The organism is Halomonas sp. DP5Y7-2, assembly GCF_019802025.1.
GTDB classification, from domain to species: Bacteria; Pseudomonadota; Gammaproteobacteria; order Pseudomonadales; family Halomonadaceae; genus Halomonas; species Halomonas litopenaei_A.
On the sequence record NZ_JAHVHY010000008.1, the window covers coordinates 182,439 to 203,207 of the forward strand.

The 20,769-nt window shown below is 63.7% G+C and carries 18 protein-coding genes; 7 read left to right on the top strand and 11 right to left on the bottom strand.

Annotated elements, in window-relative coordinates:
- Window positions 1-245 precede the first annotated feature (245 nt).
- Both KUW18_RS16290 and KUW18_RS16295 read right to left on the bottom strand, forming a co-directional pair.
- Window positions 246-377, bottom strand: coding sequence for an entericidin A/B family lipoprotein (locus tag KUW18_RS16290; protein WP_222561876.1), 132 nt, complete (start codon window positions 375-377; stop codon window positions 246-248).
- Window positions 378-494: 117 nt separating this feature from the next.
- The gene (locus KUW18_RS16295; RefSeq protein WP_206940646.1) at window positions 495-1,241 is read right to left on the bottom strand and encodes a sulfite exporter TauE/SafE family protein; all 747 of its coding nucleotides are present in this window, start codon (window positions 1,239-1,241) and stop codon (window positions 495-497) included.
- Window positions 1,242-1,377: 136 nt separating this feature from the next.
- Here KUW18_RS16295 and KUW18_RS16300 point away from each other — a divergent pair, with 136 nt between their 5' ends.
- Entirely contained in the window at window positions 1,378-1,803 is a 426-nt protein-coding gene (locus KUW18_RS16300; RefSeq protein ID WP_222163947.1) for an HIT domain-containing protein, read from the top strand.
- Between the two features lie 7 nt (window positions 1,804-1,810).
- Here KUW18_RS16300 and KUW18_RS16305 read toward each other — a convergent pair whose 3' ends face one another.
- The 4 genes from KUW18_RS16305 to KUW18_RS16320 all read right to left on the bottom strand — a co-directional run bounded on the left by KUW18_RS16305 (window position 1,811) and on the right by KUW18_RS16320 (window position 4,552).
- Window positions 1,811-2,878, bottom strand: coding sequence for a nickel/cobalt transporter (locus tag KUW18_RS16305; protein ID WP_222561877.1), 1,068 nt, complete (start codon window positions 2,876-2,878; stop codon window positions 1,811-1,813).
- Window positions 2,872-3,507, bottom strand: a complete 636-nt coding sequence (locus tag KUW18_RS16310) for a DUF1007 family protein (protein WP_222561878.1) — start codon at window positions 3,505-3,507, stop codon at window positions 2,872-2,874. The genes KUW18_RS16305 and KUW18_RS16310 overlap by 7 nt, the downstream gene beginning before the upstream one ends.
- A gap of 98 nt (window positions 3,508-3,605) precedes the next feature.
- Window positions 3,606-3,962 carry a hypothetical protein gene (locus KUW18_RS16315; RefSeq protein ID WP_222561879.1) on the bottom strand — a complete coding sequence of 119 codons (357 nt, stop codon included), beginning with the start codon at window positions 3,960-3,962 and terminating at the stop codon, window positions 3,606-3,608.
- Window positions 3,959-4,552, bottom strand: coding sequence for a hypothetical protein (locus KUW18_RS16320; protein ID WP_222561880.1), 594 nt, complete (start codon window positions 4,550-4,552; stop codon window positions 3,959-3,961). Before KUW18_RS16320 ends, KUW18_RS16315 begins: the two co-directional genes overlap by 4 nt.
- Before the next feature lie 167 nt (window positions 4,553-4,719).
- Here KUW18_RS16320 and KUW18_RS16325 point away from each other — a divergent pair, with 167 nt between their 5' ends.
- Both KUW18_RS16325 and KUW18_RS16330 read left to right on the top strand, forming a co-directional pair.
- Window positions 4,720-5,859: a glycerate kinase gene (locus KUW18_RS16325; protein ID WP_222561881.1), complete on the top strand. Its 1,140-nt coding sequence runs from the start codon at window positions 4,720-4,722 to the stop codon at window positions 5,857-5,859.
- Between the two features lie 208 nt (window positions 5,860-6,067).
- Entirely contained in the window at window positions 6,068-6,541 is a 474-nt protein-coding gene (locus tag KUW18_RS16330; protein WP_222163943.1) for a Dps family protein, read from the top strand.
- 167 nt (window positions 6,542-6,708) lie between these two features.
- Here the strand turns inward: KUW18_RS16330 and rmuC are convergent, their stop codons facing one another.
- The 3 genes from rmuC to KUW18_RS16345 are packed head-to-tail and all read right to left on the bottom strand — an operon-like array spanning window position 6,709 to window position 11,946.
- On the bottom strand, window positions 6,709-8,148 hold the full coding sequence (rmuC, locus tag KUW18_RS16335; protein ID WP_242520709.1) for a DNA recombination protein RmuC: 1,440 nt from the start codon (window positions 8,146-8,148) through the stop codon (window positions 6,709-6,711).
- A 1-nt stretch (window position 8,149) separates the two neighbouring features.
- Window positions 8,150-9,616: an aminoacyl-histidine dipeptidase gene (locus tag KUW18_RS16340; RefSeq protein WP_222561882.1), complete on the bottom strand. Its 1,467-nt coding sequence runs from the start codon at window positions 9,614-9,616 to the stop codon at window positions 8,150-8,152.
- Between the two features lie 35 nt (window positions 9,617-9,651).
- On the bottom strand, window positions 9,652-11,946 hold the full coding sequence (locus KUW18_RS16345) for a tRNA(Met) cytidine acetyltransferase TmcA (RefSeq protein WP_222561883.1): 2,295 nt from the start codon (window positions 11,944-11,946) through the stop codon (window positions 9,652-9,654).
- Window positions 11,947-12,304: 358 nt separating this feature from the next.
- Between KUW18_RS16345 and dctP the strand changes: the two genes are divergently transcribed.
- The 4 genes from dctP (at window position 12,305) to KUW18_RS16365 (ending at window position 16,487) form a co-directional block, all read left to right on the top strand.
- On the top strand, window positions 12,305-13,411 hold the full coding sequence (dctP, locus tag KUW18_RS16350) for a TRAP transporter substrate-binding protein DctP (RefSeq protein WP_206940665.1): 1,107 nt from the start codon (window positions 12,305-12,307) through the stop codon (window positions 13,409-13,411).
- A gap of 77 nt (window positions 13,412-13,488) precedes the next feature.
- Window positions 13,489-14,001 (top strand): TRAP transporter small permease subunit, encoded by a 513-nt coding sequence (locus KUW18_RS16355; protein WP_206940667.1) that lies wholly within the window; start codon window positions 13,489-13,491, stop codon window positions 13,999-14,001.
- Entirely contained in the window at window positions 13,998-15,323 is a 1,326-nt protein-coding gene (locus KUW18_RS16360; RefSeq protein ID WP_222561884.1) for a TRAP transporter large permease subunit, read from the top strand. Before KUW18_RS16355 ends, KUW18_RS16360 begins: the two co-directional genes overlap by 4 nt.
- Window positions 15,324-15,542: 219 nt before the next feature.
- Window positions 15,543-16,487: an alpha/beta fold hydrolase gene (locus tag KUW18_RS16365; protein WP_222163939.1), complete on the top strand. Its 945-nt coding sequence runs from the start codon at window positions 15,543-15,545 to the stop codon at window positions 16,485-16,487.
- Window positions 16,488-16,515: 28 nt separating this feature from the next.
- Here the strand turns inward: KUW18_RS16365 and KUW18_RS16370 are convergent, their stop codons facing one another.
- Window positions 16,516-19,563 carry an efflux RND transporter permease subunit gene (locus KUW18_RS16370; protein WP_222561885.1) on the bottom strand — a complete coding sequence of 1,016 codons (3,048 nt, stop codon included), beginning with the start codon at window positions 19,561-19,563 and terminating at the stop codon, window positions 16,516-16,518.
- A 3-nt stretch (window positions 19,564-19,566) separates the two neighbouring features.
- On the bottom strand, window positions 19,567-20,715 hold the full coding sequence (locus KUW18_RS16375; RefSeq protein ID WP_206940677.1) for an efflux RND transporter periplasmic adaptor subunit: 1,149 nt from the start codon (window positions 20,713-20,715) through the stop codon (window positions 19,567-19,569).
- Window positions 20,716-20,769 lie beyond the last annotated feature (54 nt).

The window sequence follows — 20,769 nt, forward strand, 5'->3', positions numbered from 1 at the left end:
ATCCCCTCCTGACTTGCCTCATGTTCCTTATTTTTTCATCACTGGCTAGGCGCCTGCCCTGTCCACAAAAAAGCGGTGATGCACCTGAGTGACATCACCGCCGTTTGTGTTTCTGTTTCTTTTACTTTGCGTATTCCTATTCCTGTCGCTGGATCAGCATCCCTGCGTTGCCGTGGCTCTCTGCCAGGGCCTTGCTGCCAAGGCCTTGGAGAAAGCCTGGCGGAGTGCAGGTTTGTGGCCAGCGATCAGGCGGTGCTGTTCTGGATGGCTTCACCACCCTTCTCGATGTCCTGGCCGACACCCCGCACCGTGTTGCAGCCACTCAACAGCACCAGGGTAAACATCGATACCAGAATCAATGCCAGCGTCCTTTTCATTGTCCCTTCTCCTTGCAGCCAGGTGGGTAAGCAAAATACATCATCCTCAGATAATCTAGCACGATGACGTTCATTCGCTAGGCTTTGTGTCGCGCTTTTCGAGGGTCTGCACAGCACTCAGTAGAGGGCCAGGCGCAAAATGATCACGGCAATCACCGCCACCGTCAGCCATTTGACCACCATGGCGCCCCGGGAACTCATGTTGACCTTCACCGCCAGCCAGGCACCGGTCATGCTGCCGGCGGCCAGCACCAGGCCGTAGCTCCAGCGCACCTGGTCATGCCACAGAAAGATGCCCAGGGCAGGCAGGGTGTAGACAAGGATGATCAGCACCTTGAAGGCATTGACCTGGCCAAGATCGATCTTGAGCATGCGATACAGCACGATCATGAACAGAATCCCGACCCCGACCTGCAGGAAGCCGCCGTAGACACCGATCACGAACATCGCCAGATAGATGCCAGGGGTCAGCCGCTCCACCGTCAGGGGCCGAGTGTCGATCTTCGGTTGTGGCAGCAGCATGATCACTGCCGCGGCGACCATCACCACCATCAGGATCGTCTCGAACAACGCATCGCTGACCTGGAGCGCCAGCCACACGCCCAGCATCGAGCCCAGTACAGCAGGCACCGACAGGCGCAGGCTGAGCCCGATATGACGGGCTCCTGCACGAAAGAAGTTGGCCACCGCTGACACGCTCTGCAGCGTGATCGACACCCGATTGGTGCCGTTGGCCACCTGAGGGGGAAGTCCGAGAAACATCAACAGCGGCAGCGTCAGCATCGAACCGCCCGCCGCCAGCACATTGATAAAACCTGCCACGATACCTGCCGTCAGCAGGGCCGCTCCCTCGACCAGGGTCATCGTCTTTCCTCTCTCGCTTGTATCGAACTGGGGGTGTATCGAGCAGGGGTGACGTCGAACAGGAACTTTGTCGAATAGATGCCCCTGTCGTGGCCGCCTGATGTACCCTGCCTGAAACGCCATTCAGGAGCCCGCCATGAGCGATTTCGTCATCGACCCACGCCTTGTCGCCGACACCTATCCCGTCACCGAACTACCGTTGTGTCAGCTGCGCCTGATGGATGATGCCCGCTATCCCTGGCTGGTACTGATTCCCAGGCGGGCCAACGCCATCGAGGTGTTCGACCTGTCGGAAGCCGACCAGCAACAGCTGTGGCGAGAAGCCACTCGCCTGGGCCAGGCGCTGAAGACCCACGCCGGGGGTGACAAGCTCAATATTGCCAGCCTCGGCAACATGGTGGCGCAGCTGCACGTGCATGTGATCGTGCGGCGAGAAGGCGACGCGGCCTGGCCAGGGCCGGTGTGGGGCCACAGCCAGGCCATCGCCTACGACAAGGACAGCTTGGCCGCCACCAAGGACCGTGTGCTGGCGCTGGCCGGCGGGCTGTCCTTGCGCGCCTGACGGGCTGTCACACGCCGAGGCCACTACTGCGACTACCTGGCGCCATCAGTGGCAAGCCAGGATCCGATGCGCCAACCTGCAGCATCAGCAGAACGCCCAGTCCGATGATCAGCACGCCACCGGTCAGTGCCACCATGGCGGCCAGGCGTGCCACGGCGCGACTTCGCCTGGCGGATGTCCGCGCCACGCGAGCAGCCACCCAGTCCCGTGCCAGCACGCTGGCGATGCCCAGGGTGGAGACCGTCATGGCGGTACCCAGCGACATCGCCAGCACCGCTGCCACCCCCATCCATGGCTGGCCCAGCAGGCTGGTCACGCCCATCAACAGCACGGCTCCCGAACATGGCCTGGCACCGATCGCCAGCACGGCCAGCCAGGCCTCGCGACCACTGCCATCCGGCGACACATGGTGATGACCGCCACAACACTCGTGATGATCATGATGCGCACCATGAGCATGATGCCCGTGGGACGGATGTTCGTGGTGGTGCGCCTCGTGATGGTGCGGCTCGTGATGGTGTGCCCCATGGTGCTCAGACCCAGCAGACTGCTGCGCTGGGCGCGACAGCGACACCAGCCGCTTCAGCGCGCGTCCGCTCAGCCACAGCCCCAGCAGTGCGACCAGGGCGAAGCTCAACCGCTCGACCCACACCACACTGCCCAGTGCCTCGCGGGTCAGCCAGCCCAGCCCCTGCACCAGCGCCAGTATCAGCAGGATGGCGACCGCTCCCTGCATCAGCGCGGCTCCCACCGACAGAGCCAGGGCGCGACGCCAGGCGCCTCCCTGGGAGACCAGGTAGGCGCTGATCACAGCCTTGCCATGTCCTGGTCCTGCCGCGTGGAAAACGCCGTAAAACAGGCTCAGGCCTATCAAGGTGGCCCAGGCTGCAGCGGACGGCGTCTGGTCGATTAGTGTGACCGCCTGAGTCAAGCGACGATGCAGGTCGGCCTGCATGGCGAGCACCCAGTGGCCGAGCATATCCAGCGCGCCGGTCACCGCCAGCAACAGCAAGACGCCCACGACGGCGCCCACCGCGAGAGACACCTGAACCCAAGGTTGTTGAAGCTTCAGCACGCTACACGCCCCGTCTCGGCAAAGAAGCGTCCTAACCCTTCCGGCGCGCTGTCGTCGACATCCAGCTGGGCAGCCGCCATCACCTTGTCCGGATCGGGTTCGGCAATGATGACCGATGCCTGACAGCCGTCGGGCGCTGTCAGCGCTTGGTCCAACGGACCATCCGCATCGGCCTCGTGGACCACCTCCACGTAGTAGGAGGGGTCATATACCCGGTACTCGAGGGTGCTGCCGGCAAGCTCCATGGGTTCGGCCAGGGGCAGGCGAAAGTGCAGCACGATACGCTCATCGCGCTCCATCACCGTGGCATCGCTGACGCCCTGAAAGACCACTTTTTCGCCGTCGATCTCGGCTTCGGTGAAAAAGTCCCGGGGAGCCAGACTGGTCAGCATGTCCCCTCCCAGGCGGTCGAGGGCCGCATCGCGCCCTTCCTCGTCGGCATCGATCTCTTCCAGCAGCACCAGACTGTAGAACGGATCAAGACGCCAGATCTGGCGTAATGCCACCACCCGGCCTTCGCTATCGGTCTCGAGCTGGACCGACAGATCGACCCAGCTATGGGGGTGTGACAGCGCCACCTGGCTTGCCCAGGGCCCCACCAGGACAAGCACGAGACTGGTCATCGTCATCAAGCGGCGAACACGTGGCCACAGCGAATGGCGATCCCCACAGGTGGCACGCCGCTTCGGCGAGACAGCCGCGGCCAGGACGGATTGTAGAGCGTACATCAATGGGCAAGTCTTCCCTGTAGTTGAACAAACAGCGGTTCTACGACGTCAGCGGGCAGCGTGCGACCGCCACGAAATCCCTGCAGGCTGACACTGGCCTGGGTGTCTCCAACGTCCTCGACCCGCACCTCGAGACGATAGCCAGGCGGCCGCGCCAAGGAGGCATCGATGCGTCCAAGTGCACCATCTGCCTGGGTGATGACGTAGCCTTGCTCCATCAACAGGGCAAGCGCCTCGTCCAGGGTCTGCTCTGCGCTCACGGCCACCTGCATCTGCCGCGGCGCTTCCGTGGTGATCGATGGGCCGGCACAGCCGCTGAGCAACAGCAGCACGAGTATTCCCCAGCAACGGCTCATTCGATGCCTCCCGAGACACCCGCCTGGGATGCCAGCTGCTGGCGAATCGAGGTGCAGAACGAGGCATCGCTGGCGGTACGCGACTCCCGTAGCTGGCCGGTCCAGTCAAACAGACGAATGTCCCGCGTCAGCTGAACCTGCTGGTCGGTCAGCGCCACGGACACGCGCTCCACTCGGGTGGCATCATCGCTGCCGCCCCAGCCCCAGGAACCGAACCCTACGCCAACTCCGGCGCCGACATGCCCACCGCTACCCCCCAGCACGAAGCCACCAAGGCGTGGCCTGACCGCATCGGCATTATGGTAGGTCGTGCGCTCGGTCTTCTCGGCACTGACCACCCCCAGCGCGGTATCGGTATCGCGCACCAGAAAGTCACGGCCTTCGAGCACGGCCACCACATCCGCAAGACTCACTGCCCCATCGACGACGGGCCACTGGCAGGCTTGCGACGGGGCTGGCTCCGCCACCGGCATCTGCTGAGGTGTGGTCTGACAGGCGCTGAGCCACGGCAACAGACACAACGCCGCCACGCCTGAGCATTTCGCCCAATCGGGGCGGCTTAAAGGACGCCATTTTTTGGACACTTGCATCAGGACCTCCTGCCGATGACGTGAAATACTTCCGAGAGTCTACGCTGTCCCGAGTCAGGGGCAAACGCTGGTCCAGCAGGACATTCCGACCAGGGGGCTGTCCATGTCGTCCCCCCTATCACCAGTTCATGTCACCAGCTCATTTCTTCGAACCGGAGAGGCCACCCATGAATGTGTTGATCTGCCCCGACAGCTACAAGGATGCGCTGAGCGCCACCGATGCTGCCCGCGCCATCGCCGAGGGTGCGCGACGCGCCGACCCCACCCTGACCATGGATGAATGTCCGATGGCAGACGGGGGAGAAGGCAGCCTTGAGGCCCTGCTCAGCGCCACCGGCGCCGAGCGCCGTACCGCCACCGTGCAGGATGCTCTGGGCAGACCAGGCGAGGCTGCCTGGGGATGGCATGCCGCCAGCCAGACGGCCTATATCGAACTGGCAGAGGCCAGCGGACTGCAGGCACTGAGCCCCGAAGAGCGTACGGCGCTTCACAGCACTACCCACGGCGTCGGGGAGCTGGTCCTGGCGGCCCTCGACGCCGGCGCCCAGCGCATGCTGATCACTCTGGGCGGGAGTGCCACCAATGATGGCGGAGCCGGCATGCTGGCAGCGCTGGGGGCACGGCTGCTGGATGCCGATGATCAGCCGATTTCCCCCACTGGCGCCGGCCTCGAGCACTTGGCCAGGGTCGACCTTTCCGGGTTAGACCGGCGCCTCGACTCGGTCGTGGTCGAGGCCGCCGTGGATGTGGACAATCCGCTGCTGGGCGAGCGTGGCGCCAGTGCCATCTTTGGCCCTCAGAAGGGCGCCTCCCCGGAGGACGTCGAGCGCCTGGATGCTGCGCTATCGCGCTGGGCCGACAAGGCCGCGGAGCAGCTGGGCCAGGATTGGAGAGATGCGCCAGGCACCGGCGCCGCTGGTGGCATGGGCTTCGCGGTAAAGGCCTTCCTCGGGGGGCAGCTGCGCCCGGGTATCGAGATGATCATGGAGCAGGCCGGGATGGAGCAGCGGCTGGCCAATGCCGACCTGGTGATCACCGGCGAGGGCCAGCTCGATGGCCAGAGCCTGTCGGGCAAGACGCCGATAGGTATTTCCCGTGCGGCACGGGCCAGAGGCATACCGGTCATCGTGCTGGCAGGACGCATGGCACCCGGCTGGCAGGCCGCTCTGGACGAGGGCGTCAGCGCCGCCTTTGCACTGGCAGATGGGCCCATGGACCTCGATGAAGCCTTGGCTCGCTGTGCCGAGCTACTGTCTGATCGCACGGAAAATCTGCTGCGTGCCATGCTCGCTACGTCAGGCCGCTAATATCTGTCGACAAGCGCTCTTGCTGAGCCTGATGGAACACGCCGCCTTGGACACGCCCCTTGAAAATGCAGGGGTTCATCACTATGTCATTAGGAGCGGTCATCAATGGGCCCTATCGCGGCGATGGAGGTAATTGGTTTCACTCCCGCCCACCGGTATCGATATCCTGTCGGGATATACAGGACCACAGCGATCAAGGAGGTATTGCATGAGCGACACCAACGCCATCGGCCTGCACCAAGGCAGCGCCAGCGACCTGGCTAACAAGCTCAACGAACTGCTGGCCAACTACCAGATCTTCTACATGAACGTGCGTGGCTATCACTGGAACGTGAAGGGCCCCAACTTCTTTGAGCTGCACGAAAAATTCGAGGAGTTCTACACCGACCTGCTGGTCAAGGTAGATGAGGTCGCAGAACGCATCCTTACGCTGGGGCACAAGCCCGTCCACGCTTACAGTGACTACACCACCCTGTCGCGGATCGGCGAAGACAAGGACGTGCACGACGGTGAGGCCTGCGTGCGCGGCGTGCTCCAAGGATATCAGCAGCTGATCGAACTACAGCGCGAAATCCTGTCGGTGGCCTCGGATGCCGACGATGAGGGCACCGCCTCTCAGGTCGGGGACTACATCCGTGAGCAGGAGAAGACCGTGTGGATGCTGGGCGCCTACCTGGGCTGACCACACCGCCACACCGGCCTGAATGATCTCGCCCCGCGCGCCAGCCACTGGCGCGCGGGGCGTTTTGCTTCCAACCACCCGACCGTCACCACCGCGCTGCCTGCGCGAGTCCTCTGACGTCGGAGCGGGTTCCAGGGCGACGTTCAAGGCGGATTCCGGGGCAGCCGTCAGGACGACCTGCCGTGGCCTTCATGGCTGCTGGCCTCATCAGTGCCGGTCAGCGTGCTGGAAGCCTCCGCCGCACGCTTCAACTCCTGAGGCAGTGGCTTTTTCATGCGCGCGCCAAGACGCTCAAGCTCCACGGCCTGGGCCACCAGGCTACCCTGCCCGCGAGACAGCCGGTTCATCGCTTGCTGATGGCTGTTACTGGCCCGTTCCAGGTGCTTGCCCACATCGTCGAGACTCTCGACGAAGCCAGAGAACTTGCCCAGCAGACGCTCCGCCCGGGACACGATGATGCGCGCGTTCTCATTCTGGCGCTCCATGCTCCACAGTCCCGCCACGGTGCGGAGACTGGCCAGCAAGGTGGTCGGCGTGACCACCACCACCTGGCGATCGAAGGCTTCCTGAAACAGCGAAGGGTCCCGCTCAAAGGCTGCGGCGAAGGCCGGTTCCACCGGCACGAACAGAAACACGAAATCCGGTGAATGCAGCCCCGGCAACGCCGGGTAATCCTTGGCGGCGAGCCCACGTATGTGGCTACGCAGGGAGGTCAGGTGAGCACTCATGGCCGCTTCTCGCTCTGCCTCATCGTCAGCATTGACCACCCTCGTCCAGGCGGTCAGCGAGACCTTGGCATCGATGATCAGGTGGCGATCCTCGGGGAGATAGATGATGGCGTCGGGCCGCTGGCGCCCCTGTTCACCATTCATCGAGACCTCTCGCCGGTACTCGATGTCGCGCCTCAAGCCGCTGCGTTCCAGCACCGTTTCGAGCATCAGCTCGCCCCAGCCACCCTGGGCCTTCTGATCACCCTTGAGCGCCCGGGCCAGGCCAGCGGCTTCTTCTCCCAGTCGCGCGTTCAAGCTGGCCAGTTGCTCGATCTGGGACTTCAGCGACACCGCTTCACGACTGTGCTGTCCCGTCAGTTCCTCGACCCGTCGCCGGAACTGATCGACCTGCTCACGGAAAGGCTTGAGCAATGACTCCATGCCTTCTCGACTCTGTGCCTGATACGCTTGCTGGCGCTCCTCGAAGACCTGGCCGGCCAGCTGGTGGAACTCCTGCTTGAGGTTGTCCCGCGCCTGCTCCACCAGCGCCATCTGCTCACGGTGGCGTGCTGTCATCTGCTCTCGTTCGGTTTCCAGCCGGGCATTGTGCTCGCGCACCTCGGCCATATGCTCACGCAGGCTATCCCGTTCGCGCCGCAGGGTCTCCAGTTGCTCTCGACTGGCATCCAGCTGGGCATCGCTGATCGCCAGCTCCTGCTCCAGCTGACGAGAGGCCTGCTGACGCTCTTCCAGACGCTGTGTCAGCTGCTCCAGCGCTTGATCCTGGCGACGGCGGTGCTGGCGACCACGCCAGACCAGCCACAGCGCCACCAGGGCCAACAGCGAGACGCCGGCAAAGGCCGGCGTCATCGGGGTCGTAAGCAACGCCTCTTTCATCTCAGTCAGGGGTCCTTGCCAGGTCACTGATCACGGCCTTCAGCAGGTCATAGAATGCTTCCACCGTGGAGATCTCGACACGCTCATCGGGGGAGTGAGCACCACGAATCAGCGGGCCGAAGGAAATCATCTCCAGGTGTGGATACTTGCCACCGAGAATACCGCACTCGAGCCCGGCGTGGATGACCTTGATCTCCGGCGCCACACCCAACTGCTCCCGATGCAGCGTGCAGAAGCGCTCGAGCACGCTGCTGTCAGGCTGTGGCGTCCAACCAGGATAGCCGTTCTCAATGCGGGTCCGAGCCCCGATCAGCTCAAACAGGGCGCTGAAGCGTTCGGCCAGGTCGGCGGTGGCACTGTCACGCAGCGAGCGCACCAACGCACACAGGTGAAAGCGGCCTTCTTCCAGGCGGATCACGCCAAGATTGTTGGAGGTCTCGACCACGCCCGGAACATCGACGCTCATGCGCTCGACGCCGCAGGGGGCAGCATGCAAGGCCGCCACCAGCAGCCGGCTGGCGTGACAGGTCAGCGCCTCCTGACGAGGCTCTGGGCAGGGCTCCAGGGTCAGGCGCAGGCCCTCATCCACGCCGCTCAGCTCCTGACGCAGCTCCTCCTCCAGCTGGGTGACACGACCGCGCACGTGCTCGACCTCATCCCGGGGCACCATGATTACCGCCTGTGCCTCCCGCGGGATGGCATTGCGCAGGGTGCCGCCCTGGTATTCCACCAGGCGCACTTCTCCGCCATCAAGGGCACGCAGCACCCGCACCAGCAGCCGGTTGGCGTTGCCCAGCCCCTTGTCGATGTCGATCCCGGAATGCCCACCCCGCAGGCCTTTGAGGCTGAGCGTCAGCGCCTGCTCTTCCTCGCTGGTCGACTCCATCGGCAGCTGGGCCTCGACCACCACATCAGCACCGCCGGCACAGCCGATGTAGACCTGACCGGGCTCCTCGGAGTCCAAGTTGAGCAGTATGCTCCCCGCCAGCCAGTCCTCGGCCAGGTTGAGAGCGCCCCCCATGGAGGTCTCTTCTTCCAGGGTAAAGATGGCCTCAAGGGGTCCGTGGACCAGCTCCGGCTCCTCGAGAATGGCCAGCGCAGCGGCAACGCCCAGTCCATTATCGGCTCCCAGGGTAGTGCGATCGGCCTTGAGCCAGCCCTCTTCGACCCGGGTCACGATGGGGTCACGAGTGAAGTCGTGGGGCATGTCGGCATTGGCCTGGGCCACCATGTCGAGATGGCCCTGGAGAATGACGCCGGGGGCCTGTTCGTGGCCTGGGCTTGCGGCCTTGGACAGGCGCAGGTTGCCGTAGGCATCACGGTCGTGAGCGATCCCTTGCTGCTCGGCCCAGGCCTCGATAGCGGCCACCAGGGCGGCTTCATGGCCCGACGGGCGTGGTGTGTTGCACAAGGTACGGAAGTGGCGCCAGACAATGGCAGGCGCGAGGGTGTCGAGATGTTGGTTCATGCAGGTGATGCCCAGGTTTTGCAGATGCAGGCACTCTACCCCTGCTCCGCCGGCTTGGAAAGGTGACCGATCACGTCCAGGCCATGTCCCACTGCGTCCCGAAGCCATTGTTTGACCTGTGCCTTGCCGCTGAGCGAAAGCGCCGCGGCCAGGGAACTTTCCGAGCGGCCTTGAAACGCCCAGGCCGCGAGCCACGCCAGGTCGCCATTCCCCCCCTGATCGCCACAGGTGATGGCCTGGTGAGACAGCCGGGCCAGGGCAACGATCAGGGCCTGGATCGCCGGTCGCGACAAGGCGGGTTCACGCAGGCCCCGCGCCAGATCCGTCAGCTCTCCCAGGTCATGATCATCCGGCGGCGCCAGCGTGGAATGGGCCAATAACGCCATCACCACCTGCGGCGGCAGCAGCGGCAGCTCGAACGCCAGAAGCCCCGGCAGCTGTCGCTGGAAGCGCCGGGTCAGGCGCTCAAGGATCCGCTGCCCGTCATCTGTCAGGCTCCGGGCCAGCATGACCGCGTGCTCGCCGGTGGCCGCTTCCCGGGTCAGGCCGAGGCGCACCGGACGATAGTCCCGGCTGTACCAGAAGCTCAGCAACTCGGGATCTGCACCGAAGCTGGTCCCCAGCAGCATGCAGCCATCTAGCGACGCTTGATCGGCGACATCATCGAGCAGGCGCGCCCCGCATCCGCAACGTCGCCAGTCAGGATGCACGGCAATTCTGGACACCCGGCGCAACGACCCGGTCAAGGCACCTCGCTCGCCGGCGTGTGCGGCCAGGGACTGGGCCATCAAGTGTCCCCGTGGACGCCGCTGCCCCAGCAGCACCTGCTCTGCCAGGTCGTCGTCAAAGCGGCCTTCATCGATGGTCACGCAGACCGCCACCGGATGGGCCGGCGGGCCCAGCACCCACAGGCGGGTGTCAGGACCATCCAGCAGCGCCCGTAGGTCACTCGGGGTGGTGCGATAATGGGCCTGCACCAGCAGCCCGAACATCCCGCGCAGGGCATCCTCATCTTGCGCCAGGTCCGCCCGATCGAGGACTGACGACGGCAGCGCCGCGACCTGGGACGCCAGGTCGCCAGCTGCCACCGGTACGTCGGGCATCTCCGCGTCCAGACACAGCAGAGCCGATATCGCCGCTTCCAGGGAATCACCGGCCGCCCAGCGTATCGGCGCGGTCAGCTCCATGGCCTGCCACTGAGGTGTGATAGCGTCAAGCTGACGCCTGAAGCGCAGCGCAAAGCCTCGACCAGAGCCTTCATAGCCGTGCACGGTGGTAGCGAAGGCGACACGCGGAAATGCCTTCAGCCACTGACCCAGCAGCGCTGCCGGAATCGCCGCAGCCTCATCCACCAGCAGGACGCTGCCGGCGCCGCCGGCTTCGCCCGTGGTCACGGCATCGGAAAGCCCATCTGGGGCCATGAAGCGCAGCCGCCCGGCGGCCAGGCAGTAGTCATTGCCGTCACGCACGCCCTCCGGCAACAGCGCCGCCAGACGGGCGAACACCGCCTCCACGGATGACACCCTGGGAGCGGTCAGCAGGATCTCCACCGGCGAATCGGCGGAGGCGTGTTCCAGCATTCGCGCGCAGGCGATGCCCAGCGCCGCGGACTTGCCGCGACCACGGTCTGCGGTGATCACCAGCGGACGGCGGCGCTTGAGGCGAGACAACCGGCGCACCGCCTCGGCCTGGTCCGCGGTGAGGCAGTCAGCATCCGGGGACGGTGACACCGTTTCGGATTGAGTCGGCGATAAGGACGCCGGAGCCTGGGCCGGGGCCCCATCTAAAGAGCGTGCTGGCGACAGGCCGGCATCGCCATGCCAATGCATGACGCCATCCAGCTCGCCCAGCAAGCGGTGCAGGCGCTGAAGATAGTGACTGGTCAGCGACGCCGGCGCCCAGGGATGAGCGGCGATACGCCGGTAGTCCCGATCAGGCTGACGGCCGCCGTCGTCTGGCATCAGCAGCAATAGCAGACCGCCGGCGACCAGGGTGCCGGAAAGCGCGCCCAGCGCATCGGGGTCGAGCCCCGAGGCGGGTGACAGGGCATCGACGATCAGCAGATCGTGTTCATGCCCCAGGCGCATCCTGGCCTTGCCGAGCGCCGCCATCTCCACCTCGTCCCGTGCGGGTTCTGCCACGACCTCGAGGTCCATGCCCGCCCACAGCGGCGCCTCCCAGCCCCCTTGTGCGAGACACTCCAGGGCTCGACGACGGACCTGTTCCGGCGACCCCGTCATCCACACCATCCCGCGCTGACGCTGCTGGGCCAGACGCGCACGATAGTCGCGTAGGCGCTCGAGATCGGCATGGGTGACGAGGCTATGCATGGCGGCTCCAGGATAAATCAACTTTGGTCTAATGAAAGCACCGATTAAACGCTCGTGCGATCTATGGCGGTGCAGCATAGATCCGCTTCTAACTTATTCATTTTCTTGAATTGTCGATACTTTTTATCGCTTCAAGAGCTGTGCATATGCCAAAAAAGCGTGGTGATTCATCGACATGTGTCGCATCGAACAACGCTTGTGGACCGTGCTAGCTTGATGAAGCCGAGGCGACAGCGAGGGTCCCCCCGCTGTTCGGCCACTACTCCCAGGCACCGCCACCATGGATGCCAAACGCCAACCTGGAGAGGCAGCGACCGCCTCCTTTGCAGAATCACAACAACCCACGGGGAGCACCTGCATGAAGCACACCACCACATTCACGCTTACCGGCCTGGTGGCTGGTATCGCCCTGGCCACCATGTCCAGCTCGGCAATGGCCCAGGAAAAGTGGACCATGACCACCACCTGGCCAGAGAACCTCGACCTGATCGCCATCGACAAGCATTGGGCTGAGCTGGTCAACCAGCTGGCCGGTGACGAAGTCCAGATCGAGTTCTACGCCGGCGGCACCCTGATGCCTGGCACCGAAGTCTTCGATGCCACCGAAACCGGCAGCATCCAGGCCGCCGGCGACTGGCCTGGCTACTGGGCCGGTCGCAGCCCGGCATTTTCGCCGCTGGCAACGACCACCAGCCTGTTCAACGGCGTCGACTACCTGAACTGGATTACCCAATGGGGGGGCTTCGAGCTCTACCAGGAGATCTACGGCCAGTACAACATGGTCTACCTGCCCTACGGTATCACCAACAATGAATCGGGTTTCCGTGGTGGCACGCCAATCGAGTCCATCGCCGATATCGAAGGCAAGCGCCTGCGCCTGTCCGGTCGCGACCAAGGCCGCGTCCTCGAGCAACTCGGCGGCTCTCAGGTCACTCTGGCTGGCGGTGAAATCTATCAGGCCATCGAACGTGGCGTGGTGGATGGCGCCGAATTCTCCACCCCTGGGGTGGACTACAAGGCGGGCTTCTCCGAGGTGGCTGACTACTGGATGACCCCTGGCTGGCACCAGTCCGCCAGTGTGTTCGGCGTCATGATCAACAAGGATGCCTGGGACGCACTGTCCGAGGAAACTCAGGCCAAGCTGAAGATCGCCTCTGAAGCCACCATGGCCTGGTCACTGGCCTGGTCCGAGAAGCAGTCGACAGAAGGCACCGCCAAGTTCATCGAGGATGGCACCACCATCAACCAGCTGTCCGAAGAGGATCTGGCCAAGATCCAGGACATCACCAACGAGGTGATCGTGCAGGGTGCCTGCGAGGACCCGATGCATGCCAAGGTCTATCAGTCGATGATCAGCTACCTGCAGGACTACGCCCAGTGGCGTGACGTCTCAGTACCCTTCAACATGAGCCGCGTCACCGACAACATCCCGTCGCTCGACGACATCGAAGCCTGCATGAACTAGGCAACACGCTTGCCTTCACCGGCCGGCGGCCTTGATCAGGCCGCCGGTCATCGTTGGATATCGACGAGACTTCCACCATGAACGCCATTGCCAAAGCCATTGACTGCTTGAACGAGTGGTTCGGCCGTTTGATCGCTCCGCTGATCGCGATCATCACCCTCGTGGTGGTCTACGACATCGCGATGCGCTTCTTTTTCGGACGCCCCAGTGACTGGGCCTTCGACATCACCACCATGCTGTTCGGTACCCACTTCATGCTGATGGCCGCCTATGGGCTGCGTCATCACGCCCACGTGGAAGTGGATATCGTCAAGCAGCTGTTGTCCCGCCGTGGCCGGGCGCTGATCGACCTGCTGGGTTACCTGCTGTTCTTCACCCCCTTCATCATCATGTTCATCACTTATAGCTGGCGCTTCTTCGAACGCTCATGGAGCCGCGCCGAATCTACCTACGGCATCGTCTCCATTCCGGTGTACCCGGTGAAGGCCGTGTTGGTCATCGCCGGTGTCCTGATCCTGCTGCAGGCCGTCGCCATCGTCATCCGCGCTATCACGGAGCTGACTACCCACGACAGGGAGGAGGCCCGATGAGTGCCGAACTTCTTACCATCTTCATGTTCTCCGGACTGATGCTGGGGCTCTTCATGGGCCACCCGCTGGCCTTTGTGCTGGGTGGCGTGGCGGTGCTGGGTGCCTGGTTTGGCCCCGGCCCACAGGTGCTGGGCATCATCATCAACAACATCTACGGGCGCGCCATGGACAACTATGTTCTGGTGGCGATCCCGCTGTTTATTCTGATGGCACGCTTTCTCAACGACTCCGGCGTCACCGAGAAGATGTTCGAGAGCATGCGACTGTTGCTCGGACGTGTGCGCGGCGGCCTGGCACTGACGGTGGTCATCGTCTCGGTACTGCTGGCGGCCACTACCGGCATCGTTGGTGCCTCCATCGCCGTCATGGGACTGATCGCTCTGGCGCCGATGCTCAAGTACGGCTACCACAAGGGGCTGTCCGCCGGGGTGATCATGGCAAGCGGCTGTCTCGGCATTCTGATCCCGCCGAGCATCATGCTGATCCTGATGGCCAGCTACTCTCCCGTGTCGGTCGGCGCACTGTTTGCCGGCGCGCTGGTGCCTGGCCTGCTGCTGGGGGGCATGTACGCGCTGTACGTGCTCATCGTCTGCCTGATCAAACCTGACTTCGGTCCCCCGGTAGGTGTCGAGGAACGCGCCGAAACCAGTACCGGCGAGCTGATCGTACGCTTGTGCAAGTATGTGCTGCCGCCCATGAGCCTGATCCTTGGCGTGCTGGGAGCCCTGTTCACCGGTATTGCCACGGCCACGGAAGCCTCTGCCATTGGCGTGACGCTGGCGTTCTGCCTGTTCTTGATCTTCGGCGACCGCAAGCTGTCGACCTGCTATACCACCTTCATCGAGGCCGGCAAGACGACGACTATGGTGATGTTCGTGCTGGTCGGCGCCACCGCCTTCACCGGAGTGTTCTCGATTGGCGGGGGCATGGATGTGATCAGCGAGCTGGTTCTGGCCATGCCGGGCGGCACTACAGGTGCGCTGATCCTGATGTTCCTGCTGGTATTCGTCCTGGGGATGTTCCTCGACTGGACCGGCATCGTACTGTTGAGCTTCCCGATCATGCTCCCCATCGTGGAGACCATGGGTGTCGACATGCTGTGGTTCGTGGTCATGGTCGCCGTGGTGCTGCAGACCTCCTTCCTGACCCCGCCCTTCGGCTACGCGCTGTTCTACCTCAAGGGCGTGGCCCCGCCCGAGGTCGAGACGCTGGATCTGTACAAGGCGGTCATTCCCTTCTGCGCGCTGATCCTGCTGGCCTGCGTGCTGATGTCGTACTTCCCCTGGCTGGTCACCGGCCTGCCCTCCAAGCTGCTCGGATAAGTACACGCAAGATCACCGCGACGGTACGAGTGAGCCTCCGCTTCGGCGGGGGCTTTTTTACTTTGCAGCGACGAGATTTCCAGTACCGAGAGAGCATACTCTTCGGCTTTTCACCCTCCCGCGCTACCGTTTTGGTAAAGCCTCGACCTAGTTCCTGCGCCGTATTACTTATCGAGAGATCCCGACCTCTCGATCAACCTACCGTGCAGGGCCCAACCGATGGCCAATGTCTCTCGCTTTACCCTACCTGCCGCCGACGCCTATCCGCTCGGCGCCAGCCTCTTCGAACCCGACCAGGACCCGCGAGGAGTGGTGATCATCCATCCCGCTTCCGCTGTCTCCCAGCGTCTCTATCAGGGGTTTGCCAATGCCCTGTGTGAACGAGGGCTGACGGTGATCTGCTATGACTACCGCGGGATAGGCCGGTCGCGACCGGAACACCTCGACCAGCTACAGGTGAGCATGCAGGATTGGGCAGAACTGGACGCCGACAGCGTGACGCGCTGGGCGCACCAGCGCTGGCCGACGCTCCCGATGCTGGCGGTGGGACACAGCTTTGGCGGGCATGCCATTGGCTTGGGCGAGGCCAGTCGACTGCTGAGCGCCGCGGTGTTGATCGCCTGCAACGCCAGTTGCCTGCGCTTCATCACGTCACCGTGGCTTCGCCTGCGGGCCTATGTGCTGCTGAAGATCCTGTTTCCTCTGCTGTCCCGCGTCGCCGGCTATGTCCCCTGTCGGCGCTTGGGGGTCAGTGAAGACGTTCCCTGCGGCGTTGCCCGCCAGTGCAGCCACTGGATCAGTCTGCCGCGCTATTTCTTCGATGATCCTGAGCTTGCCGCAGAGGCCCGTTTCGCCAGGCTGACCATACCGCTGCTGGTGGTCGGTTTCGATGACGACCCCTACGCCAGCCGCGACAGCATTGACCTGCTGACGTCCTATTTCACCCAGGCCCCGGTGACGCGTCTGCAGCTCACTCCTGAGACGCTGGGCAGTGGCGCACTGGGACACCTGGACGGCTTCCGCCGACGCCACCGGGAGACCTTGTGGCCCCTGCTGACGGGGTGGCTGGAGCAGCACTTGGCGTCCACTGACCCGCAGGCACAGAGCACGCAGGACGCCTCTGCCGTCACACCGAATCGCGAACTCTATGCCCCCGGCGGCTGACGTCGCCGGGAGCTATCACGGCCCAACCTCAGCTCGCGCGAATGCGCATCAGCGTGCAGTACACCACCGGCACCATCACCAGCGTCAGCAGCGTCGCCACCCCCAGGCCGAACACGATCACCACGGCCATGGAGGCAAAAAACGCATCGGTGAACAGGGGCAACATGCCCAACATGGTGGTGATCGCCGCCATGGTGACCGGGCGTACACGACTGACGGCGGCCTGGACCACCGCATCATGGGCATCGTCCTGGAGCTTGCGCTGGACGTTGATCTCTTCCATGAGGACGATGGCATTTTTCAGCACCATGCCGATCAGGCTCAGGGTGCCGAGCAGCGCCATGAAGGTGAAGGGGGCTCCCAACAGGGCCAGGCCCCCAATGATGCCGATCATCATCAATGGCACGATGGACCAGATGGCCAGCGACTGTCGCAGGCGCCCGAACAGCAGCACCGTGATGATGAACATGCCAAGCAAGCCCATCGGCAGCGACGACAGCAGCGCCTGCTGAGCTTCGCTGGCGGTCTCGTACTCACCGCCCCACTCGATGGCGTAGCCTGGCGGCAGCTCGATGGCCTCCACCTGGGGCCGCAGCCGTCCCAGCACGCTGGCAGCGGTCTCACCGGAGAGCGGCATGGGCTCTGCGTAGACGGCCAACATCCGCCGCCTGTCGCGGCGCTTGATCAAGGGGTCCCGCAGCTCGGTACGCAGCTCACCCAGCACGTTGCCCGCACTCAGGTAGCGCCCTTGCTCTTCACTCCAGACGTTGATGGCGCCCAGGTTATCGATGTCGTGGCGCTGCCCCTCCTGGGAGCGCATCACGATCGGGATCAGCTCACTGCCTTCCCGATAGACGCCGACCTGCTCGCCATCGTTGTTGAGACGGAAGGCCTGCTGCAGACCATCGCGGGTCACCCCCACCCGGCGTGCCTGCTCATCCAGGAACTCGGGGACAATGACGCTCTCGCGGTTGCTCCATGACAGGCGAATGCTGTCCGCCATGGGTTCATCCTGAAAGATGCCGCGCACCTGTGCCCCCAGTTCACGCAGGGTCTCGGGGTCATCACCGTAGATACGCGCCTCGATGCTGGCCTTGGCCGATGGGCCTACCTGCAGCGCCTGCACCTTGTACTGAACCCGCGGGAAGTCTTGTCGCAGCGTCTCGATCACGTCGCGCATGCGCGCCTCTCGGCTGTCGCGATCACGAGTCTCGACGATCAACTGGCCAAAGCTCGCGTAGCGGTCTTCCGGGGCATAGGTCAGGGTAAAGCGCTGGGCGCCGCCACCGATCACACTGGTCACCTGGGTCACGCCCTCCATCTCGAGGACCTTCTGCTCCAGCCGCTCGACGGTGCGCTCGGTATCGAGAATATCGGTCCCTTCCGGCAGCCACACATCGGCGAAGAACAGCGGGGTGGTGGCATCCGGAAAAAAGGCGTTCTTGACCTGACCGGACACCGACAGAGCGCCGGCCAGCAGGGCGACCGCCAGCAACAGCGTCAGGTAGCGAAACCGTATACCCAGGACAAGCATGCGCCGGAAGACCCGAAACAAAAGCCCGCGGTAGGGGTCCACGTCGTCACTCTGGTCATCGCCCGCGACGCGGTCCTTGAAGAACAGATCAAAGAAGAACGGTGTCAGGGTCAGGGCGGTGATCCAACTGAGAAACAGCGAATAGCACAGCACCCAGAACAGCGACCCGACGAACTCACCGGTGGCGTCAGGAGACAGCCCTATCGGGGCAAAGGCGGTGATGGCGATCACCGTGGCCCCCAGCAAGGGCAGCCGGTTCTGTCCGACCACTTCGAGCGCTGCCTGGCGCTTGGTCTTGCCTCTGGCCATGCCGATCAGCATGCCTTCGGTGACAACGATAGCGTTGTCCACCAGCATGCCCAGGGCGATGATCAAGGCGCCCAGCGATATCTTCTGCAGCTGAATCCCATGGATCGACATCATGATGAAGGTGCCGAGAATGGTCAGCAGCAGAATCAAGCCCATCAGCAGTCCGCTGCGCACGCCCATGAACAGCAGCAGTACCAGGATGACGATGCCAACGGCTTCCGCCAGGTTGATCAAAAACCCGTTGACCGCGTCTTCCACGACGTGGGGCTGGTGATACACGGTCTCCAGCTCCATCCCTAGCGGCATGCGCTGGGAAAGCTCAGCGAGTCGAGCCTCTACCCGCTCGCCGACCTCCACCACATTGACCCCGGAGGCGAAGGAAATCCCGATGGACAGCGCCGGCTGGCCGCCCGCGTGATACAACAACTGGGGCGTGTCGCTGAGCTCACGCGACACCTCGGCGATATCCCCCAGCCGAATCAGGCCGTTACCCGGCCGCCCTACCACCAGCTGCTCAAGCGCTTCGACGCTGTCGAACTCGCCGGTCGGCTGCAGCGACAGGGACAGGCCGTCCAGCTTGATGTGACCGGAATCACCGACCACGTTCTGCGCATTGAGCAGGTCGCTGAGCTGTTGCGGCGAAATTCCCAGCGCCTTCATGCGGTCACGATCGAGGGACACTACCACCTGCTCCTGCACCGTGCCGGCGATGGCCACCTTCTTGACCCCCTCGACCAGGCGCAGTTCGCGTTGCAGCAGGTCGGCATGATCTTCCAGGTCCTGCTGGCCGTAGTCCGCGCCCGTCAAGGTCAGCAGCAAGCCGAAAACGTCACCGAAGTCGTCATTGACGATCGACGTGCCCGCGCCAGGAGGCAGCTGAACTTGGGCATCATTGATCTTGCGGCGCAGCAGGTCCCAGTACTGATCCAGCTCGTTCTCGCGCACCGTGTTCTCCAGCTCCACGGTGATCTGCGATAGGCCGTCGGCATTGACCGAGCTGACACGCTTGAGGTCAGGCATCTGCTGGATGGCCTTCTCCAGGCGCAGCGTGACTTCTTCTTCGACCTGCTCAGGCGTCGCGCCAGGGTACTGGGTCGAAATGATGGCGTTACGAATGGTGAATTCGGGGAACTCGAGCTGGCCCAGGCCGAAGAAGGACACGACGCCGCCGATGGCCAGCAGCAGGGTGATCATCCAGCTGATCACCTTCTGGCGCAGGAAAAAATCGACCATTGATCAGAGCCCCTCTTCCTTGATCCACGGGCGCACCTGTCGCCCTTCCTGCATCCGCTCTGCACCGGCAGCCACCAGCCGATCACCGGCCTCAAGCTCGCCTTCGATCAACATCCCGCGGGTGGTAATCGGCCCCGGCGTCACCGGCACGGCCTCGACCTTGCCGGGGCCTTCAGCGGCGGCGGGATCATCCGGCACAAAGCGCCACACCACTGGCTGCTCAGGGGCTGACTCGCGAGTGGTCACCGCGGCCACCGGCACGCGCCAGGGGTCTCGGCTGTCACCGGTGAGCGCACTCATGTCGAGCAGCACGGTCGCACTCATGCCTGACAGCACGGTGATGTCCTCCGGCTCAGGCAGGGTCAGGGTCACCTCATAGCTCAGCGAGCCCTGGCTCACGCTGCTGTCGTGCTCCTTGTAGCGGGCCGGGTACCGCTGCTGCTGATTTTCGGCGAAGGTGACCCACACCACGGCCTCATCACCGTCCTGCACCGCCTGAGCTCGCTCGTCGTTGATCCGGCGCACCTGCTGTTCCGGCAGCTGGAAGGTGACATCGATGGAACCTGGCTGCTGCAGCTCGGCGATGGTCTGCTGGGCGGTGACCACTTGGTAGTTATCGACAGGCACCGAGGCAATCACACCGCTGAACGGCGCCGTCAGCTCGGTGTAGCTGACCTGATCCTGTGCTTGCTTGAGCTGGGCCTGGGCCGAGAGGTATTCGGCCCTGGCCTCGTCGAAGCGTGAGCGGCTGATGGCGCCGCGCTCCAGCGAGATACGCATGCGCTCGTAGGTCGCCTCCGCCAGGCTGTAACTGGAGCGAGCGCTGGCCAGCTGACTCTCGGCGTCGCGGTCGTCCAGCCGAGCGATCAAGTCGCCGGCTTCAACCTCATCGCCTGGCTGTACGGCAAGCTCGCGCAGCTCTCCGCCAACGCGAAAGGAGAGCTCCGAACGCTCAGATGCCTGAACCTGACCGGGATAGCGCATCAGCATGCCTTGGCGCTTGGCATCCAGCGCTACCAGCTTCACCGGATGCACCTGTTGCTGCGTCAGTGGCGGCTGGTCGGCCTCACAGCCGGCTATCACAACGACGGCAAGCAGCGTGGCGACGAGGCTTCGTCGACGAAGAATCAGGCGCTGGCGGAAAGGGATCATGGGGGCTCCAATGCATCCAGGGGTCTTGGGTCAGGGGCTACAGGGGGTCAATAT

Coding starts and splice junctions, on each gene's coding strand:
- KUW18_RS16290 (WP_222561876.1), bottom strand. CDS start 377: ATGAAAAGGACGCTGGCATTGATTCTGGTATCGATGTTTACCCTGGTG.
- KUW18_RS16295 (WP_206940646.1), bottom strand. CDS start 1,241: ATGACCCTGGTCGAGGGAGCGGCCCTGCTGACGGCAGGTATCGTGGCA.
- KUW18_RS16300 (WP_222163947.1), top strand. CDS start 1,378: ATGAGCGATTTCGTCATCGACCCACGCCTTGTCGCCGACACCTATCCC.
- KUW18_RS16310 (WP_222561878.1), bottom strand. CDS start 3,507: ATGACGATGACCAGTCTCGTGCTTGTCCTGGTGGGGCCCTGGGCAAGC.
- KUW18_RS16315 (WP_222561879.1), bottom strand. CDS start 3,962: ATGAGCCGTTGCTGGGGAATACTCGTGCTGCTGTTGCTCAGCGGCTGT.
- KUW18_RS16320 (WP_222561880.1), bottom strand. CDS start 4,552: ATGCAAGTGTCCAAAAAATGGCGTCCTTTAAGCCGCCCCGATTGGGCG.
- KUW18_RS16325 (WP_222561881.1), top strand. CDS start 4,720: ATGAATGTGTTGATCTGCCCCGACAGCTACAAGGATGCGCTGAGCGCC.
- KUW18_RS16330 (WP_222163943.1), top strand. CDS start 6,068: ATGAGCGACACCAACGCCATCGGCCTGCACCAAGGCAGCGCCAGCGAC.
- rmuC (WP_242520709.1), bottom strand. CDS start 8,148: ATGAAAGAGGCGTTGCTTACGACCCCGATGACGCCGGCCTTTGCCGGC.
- KUW18_RS16340 (WP_222561882.1), bottom strand. CDS start 9,616: ATGAACCAACATCTCGACACCCTCGCGCCTGCCATTGTCTGGCGCCAC.
- KUW18_RS16345 (WP_222561883.1), bottom strand. CDS start 11,946: ATGCATAGCCTCGTCACCCATGCCGATCTCGAGCGCCTACGCGACTAT.
- dctP (WP_206940665.1), top strand. CDS start 12,305: ATGAAGCACACCACCACATTCACGCTTACCGGCCTGGTGGCTGGTATC.
- KUW18_RS16355 (WP_206940667.1), top strand. CDS start 13,489: ATGAACGCCATTGCCAAAGCCATTGACTGCTTGAACGAGTGGTTCGGC.
- KUW18_RS16360 (WP_222561884.1), top strand. CDS start 13,998: ATGAGTGCCGAACTTCTTACCATCTTCATGTTCTCCGGACTGATGCTG.
- KUW18_RS16365 (WP_222163939.1), top strand. CDS start 15,543: ATGGCCAATGTCTCTCGCTTTACCCTACCTGCCGCCGACGCCTATCCG.
- KUW18_RS16370 (WP_222561885.1), bottom strand. CDS start 19,563: ATGGTCGATTTTTTCCTGCGCCAGAAGGTGATCAGCTGGATGATCACC.
- KUW18_RS16375 (WP_206940677.1), bottom strand. CDS start 20,715: ATGATCCCTTTCCGCCAGCGCCTGATTCTTCGTCGACGAAGCCTCGTC.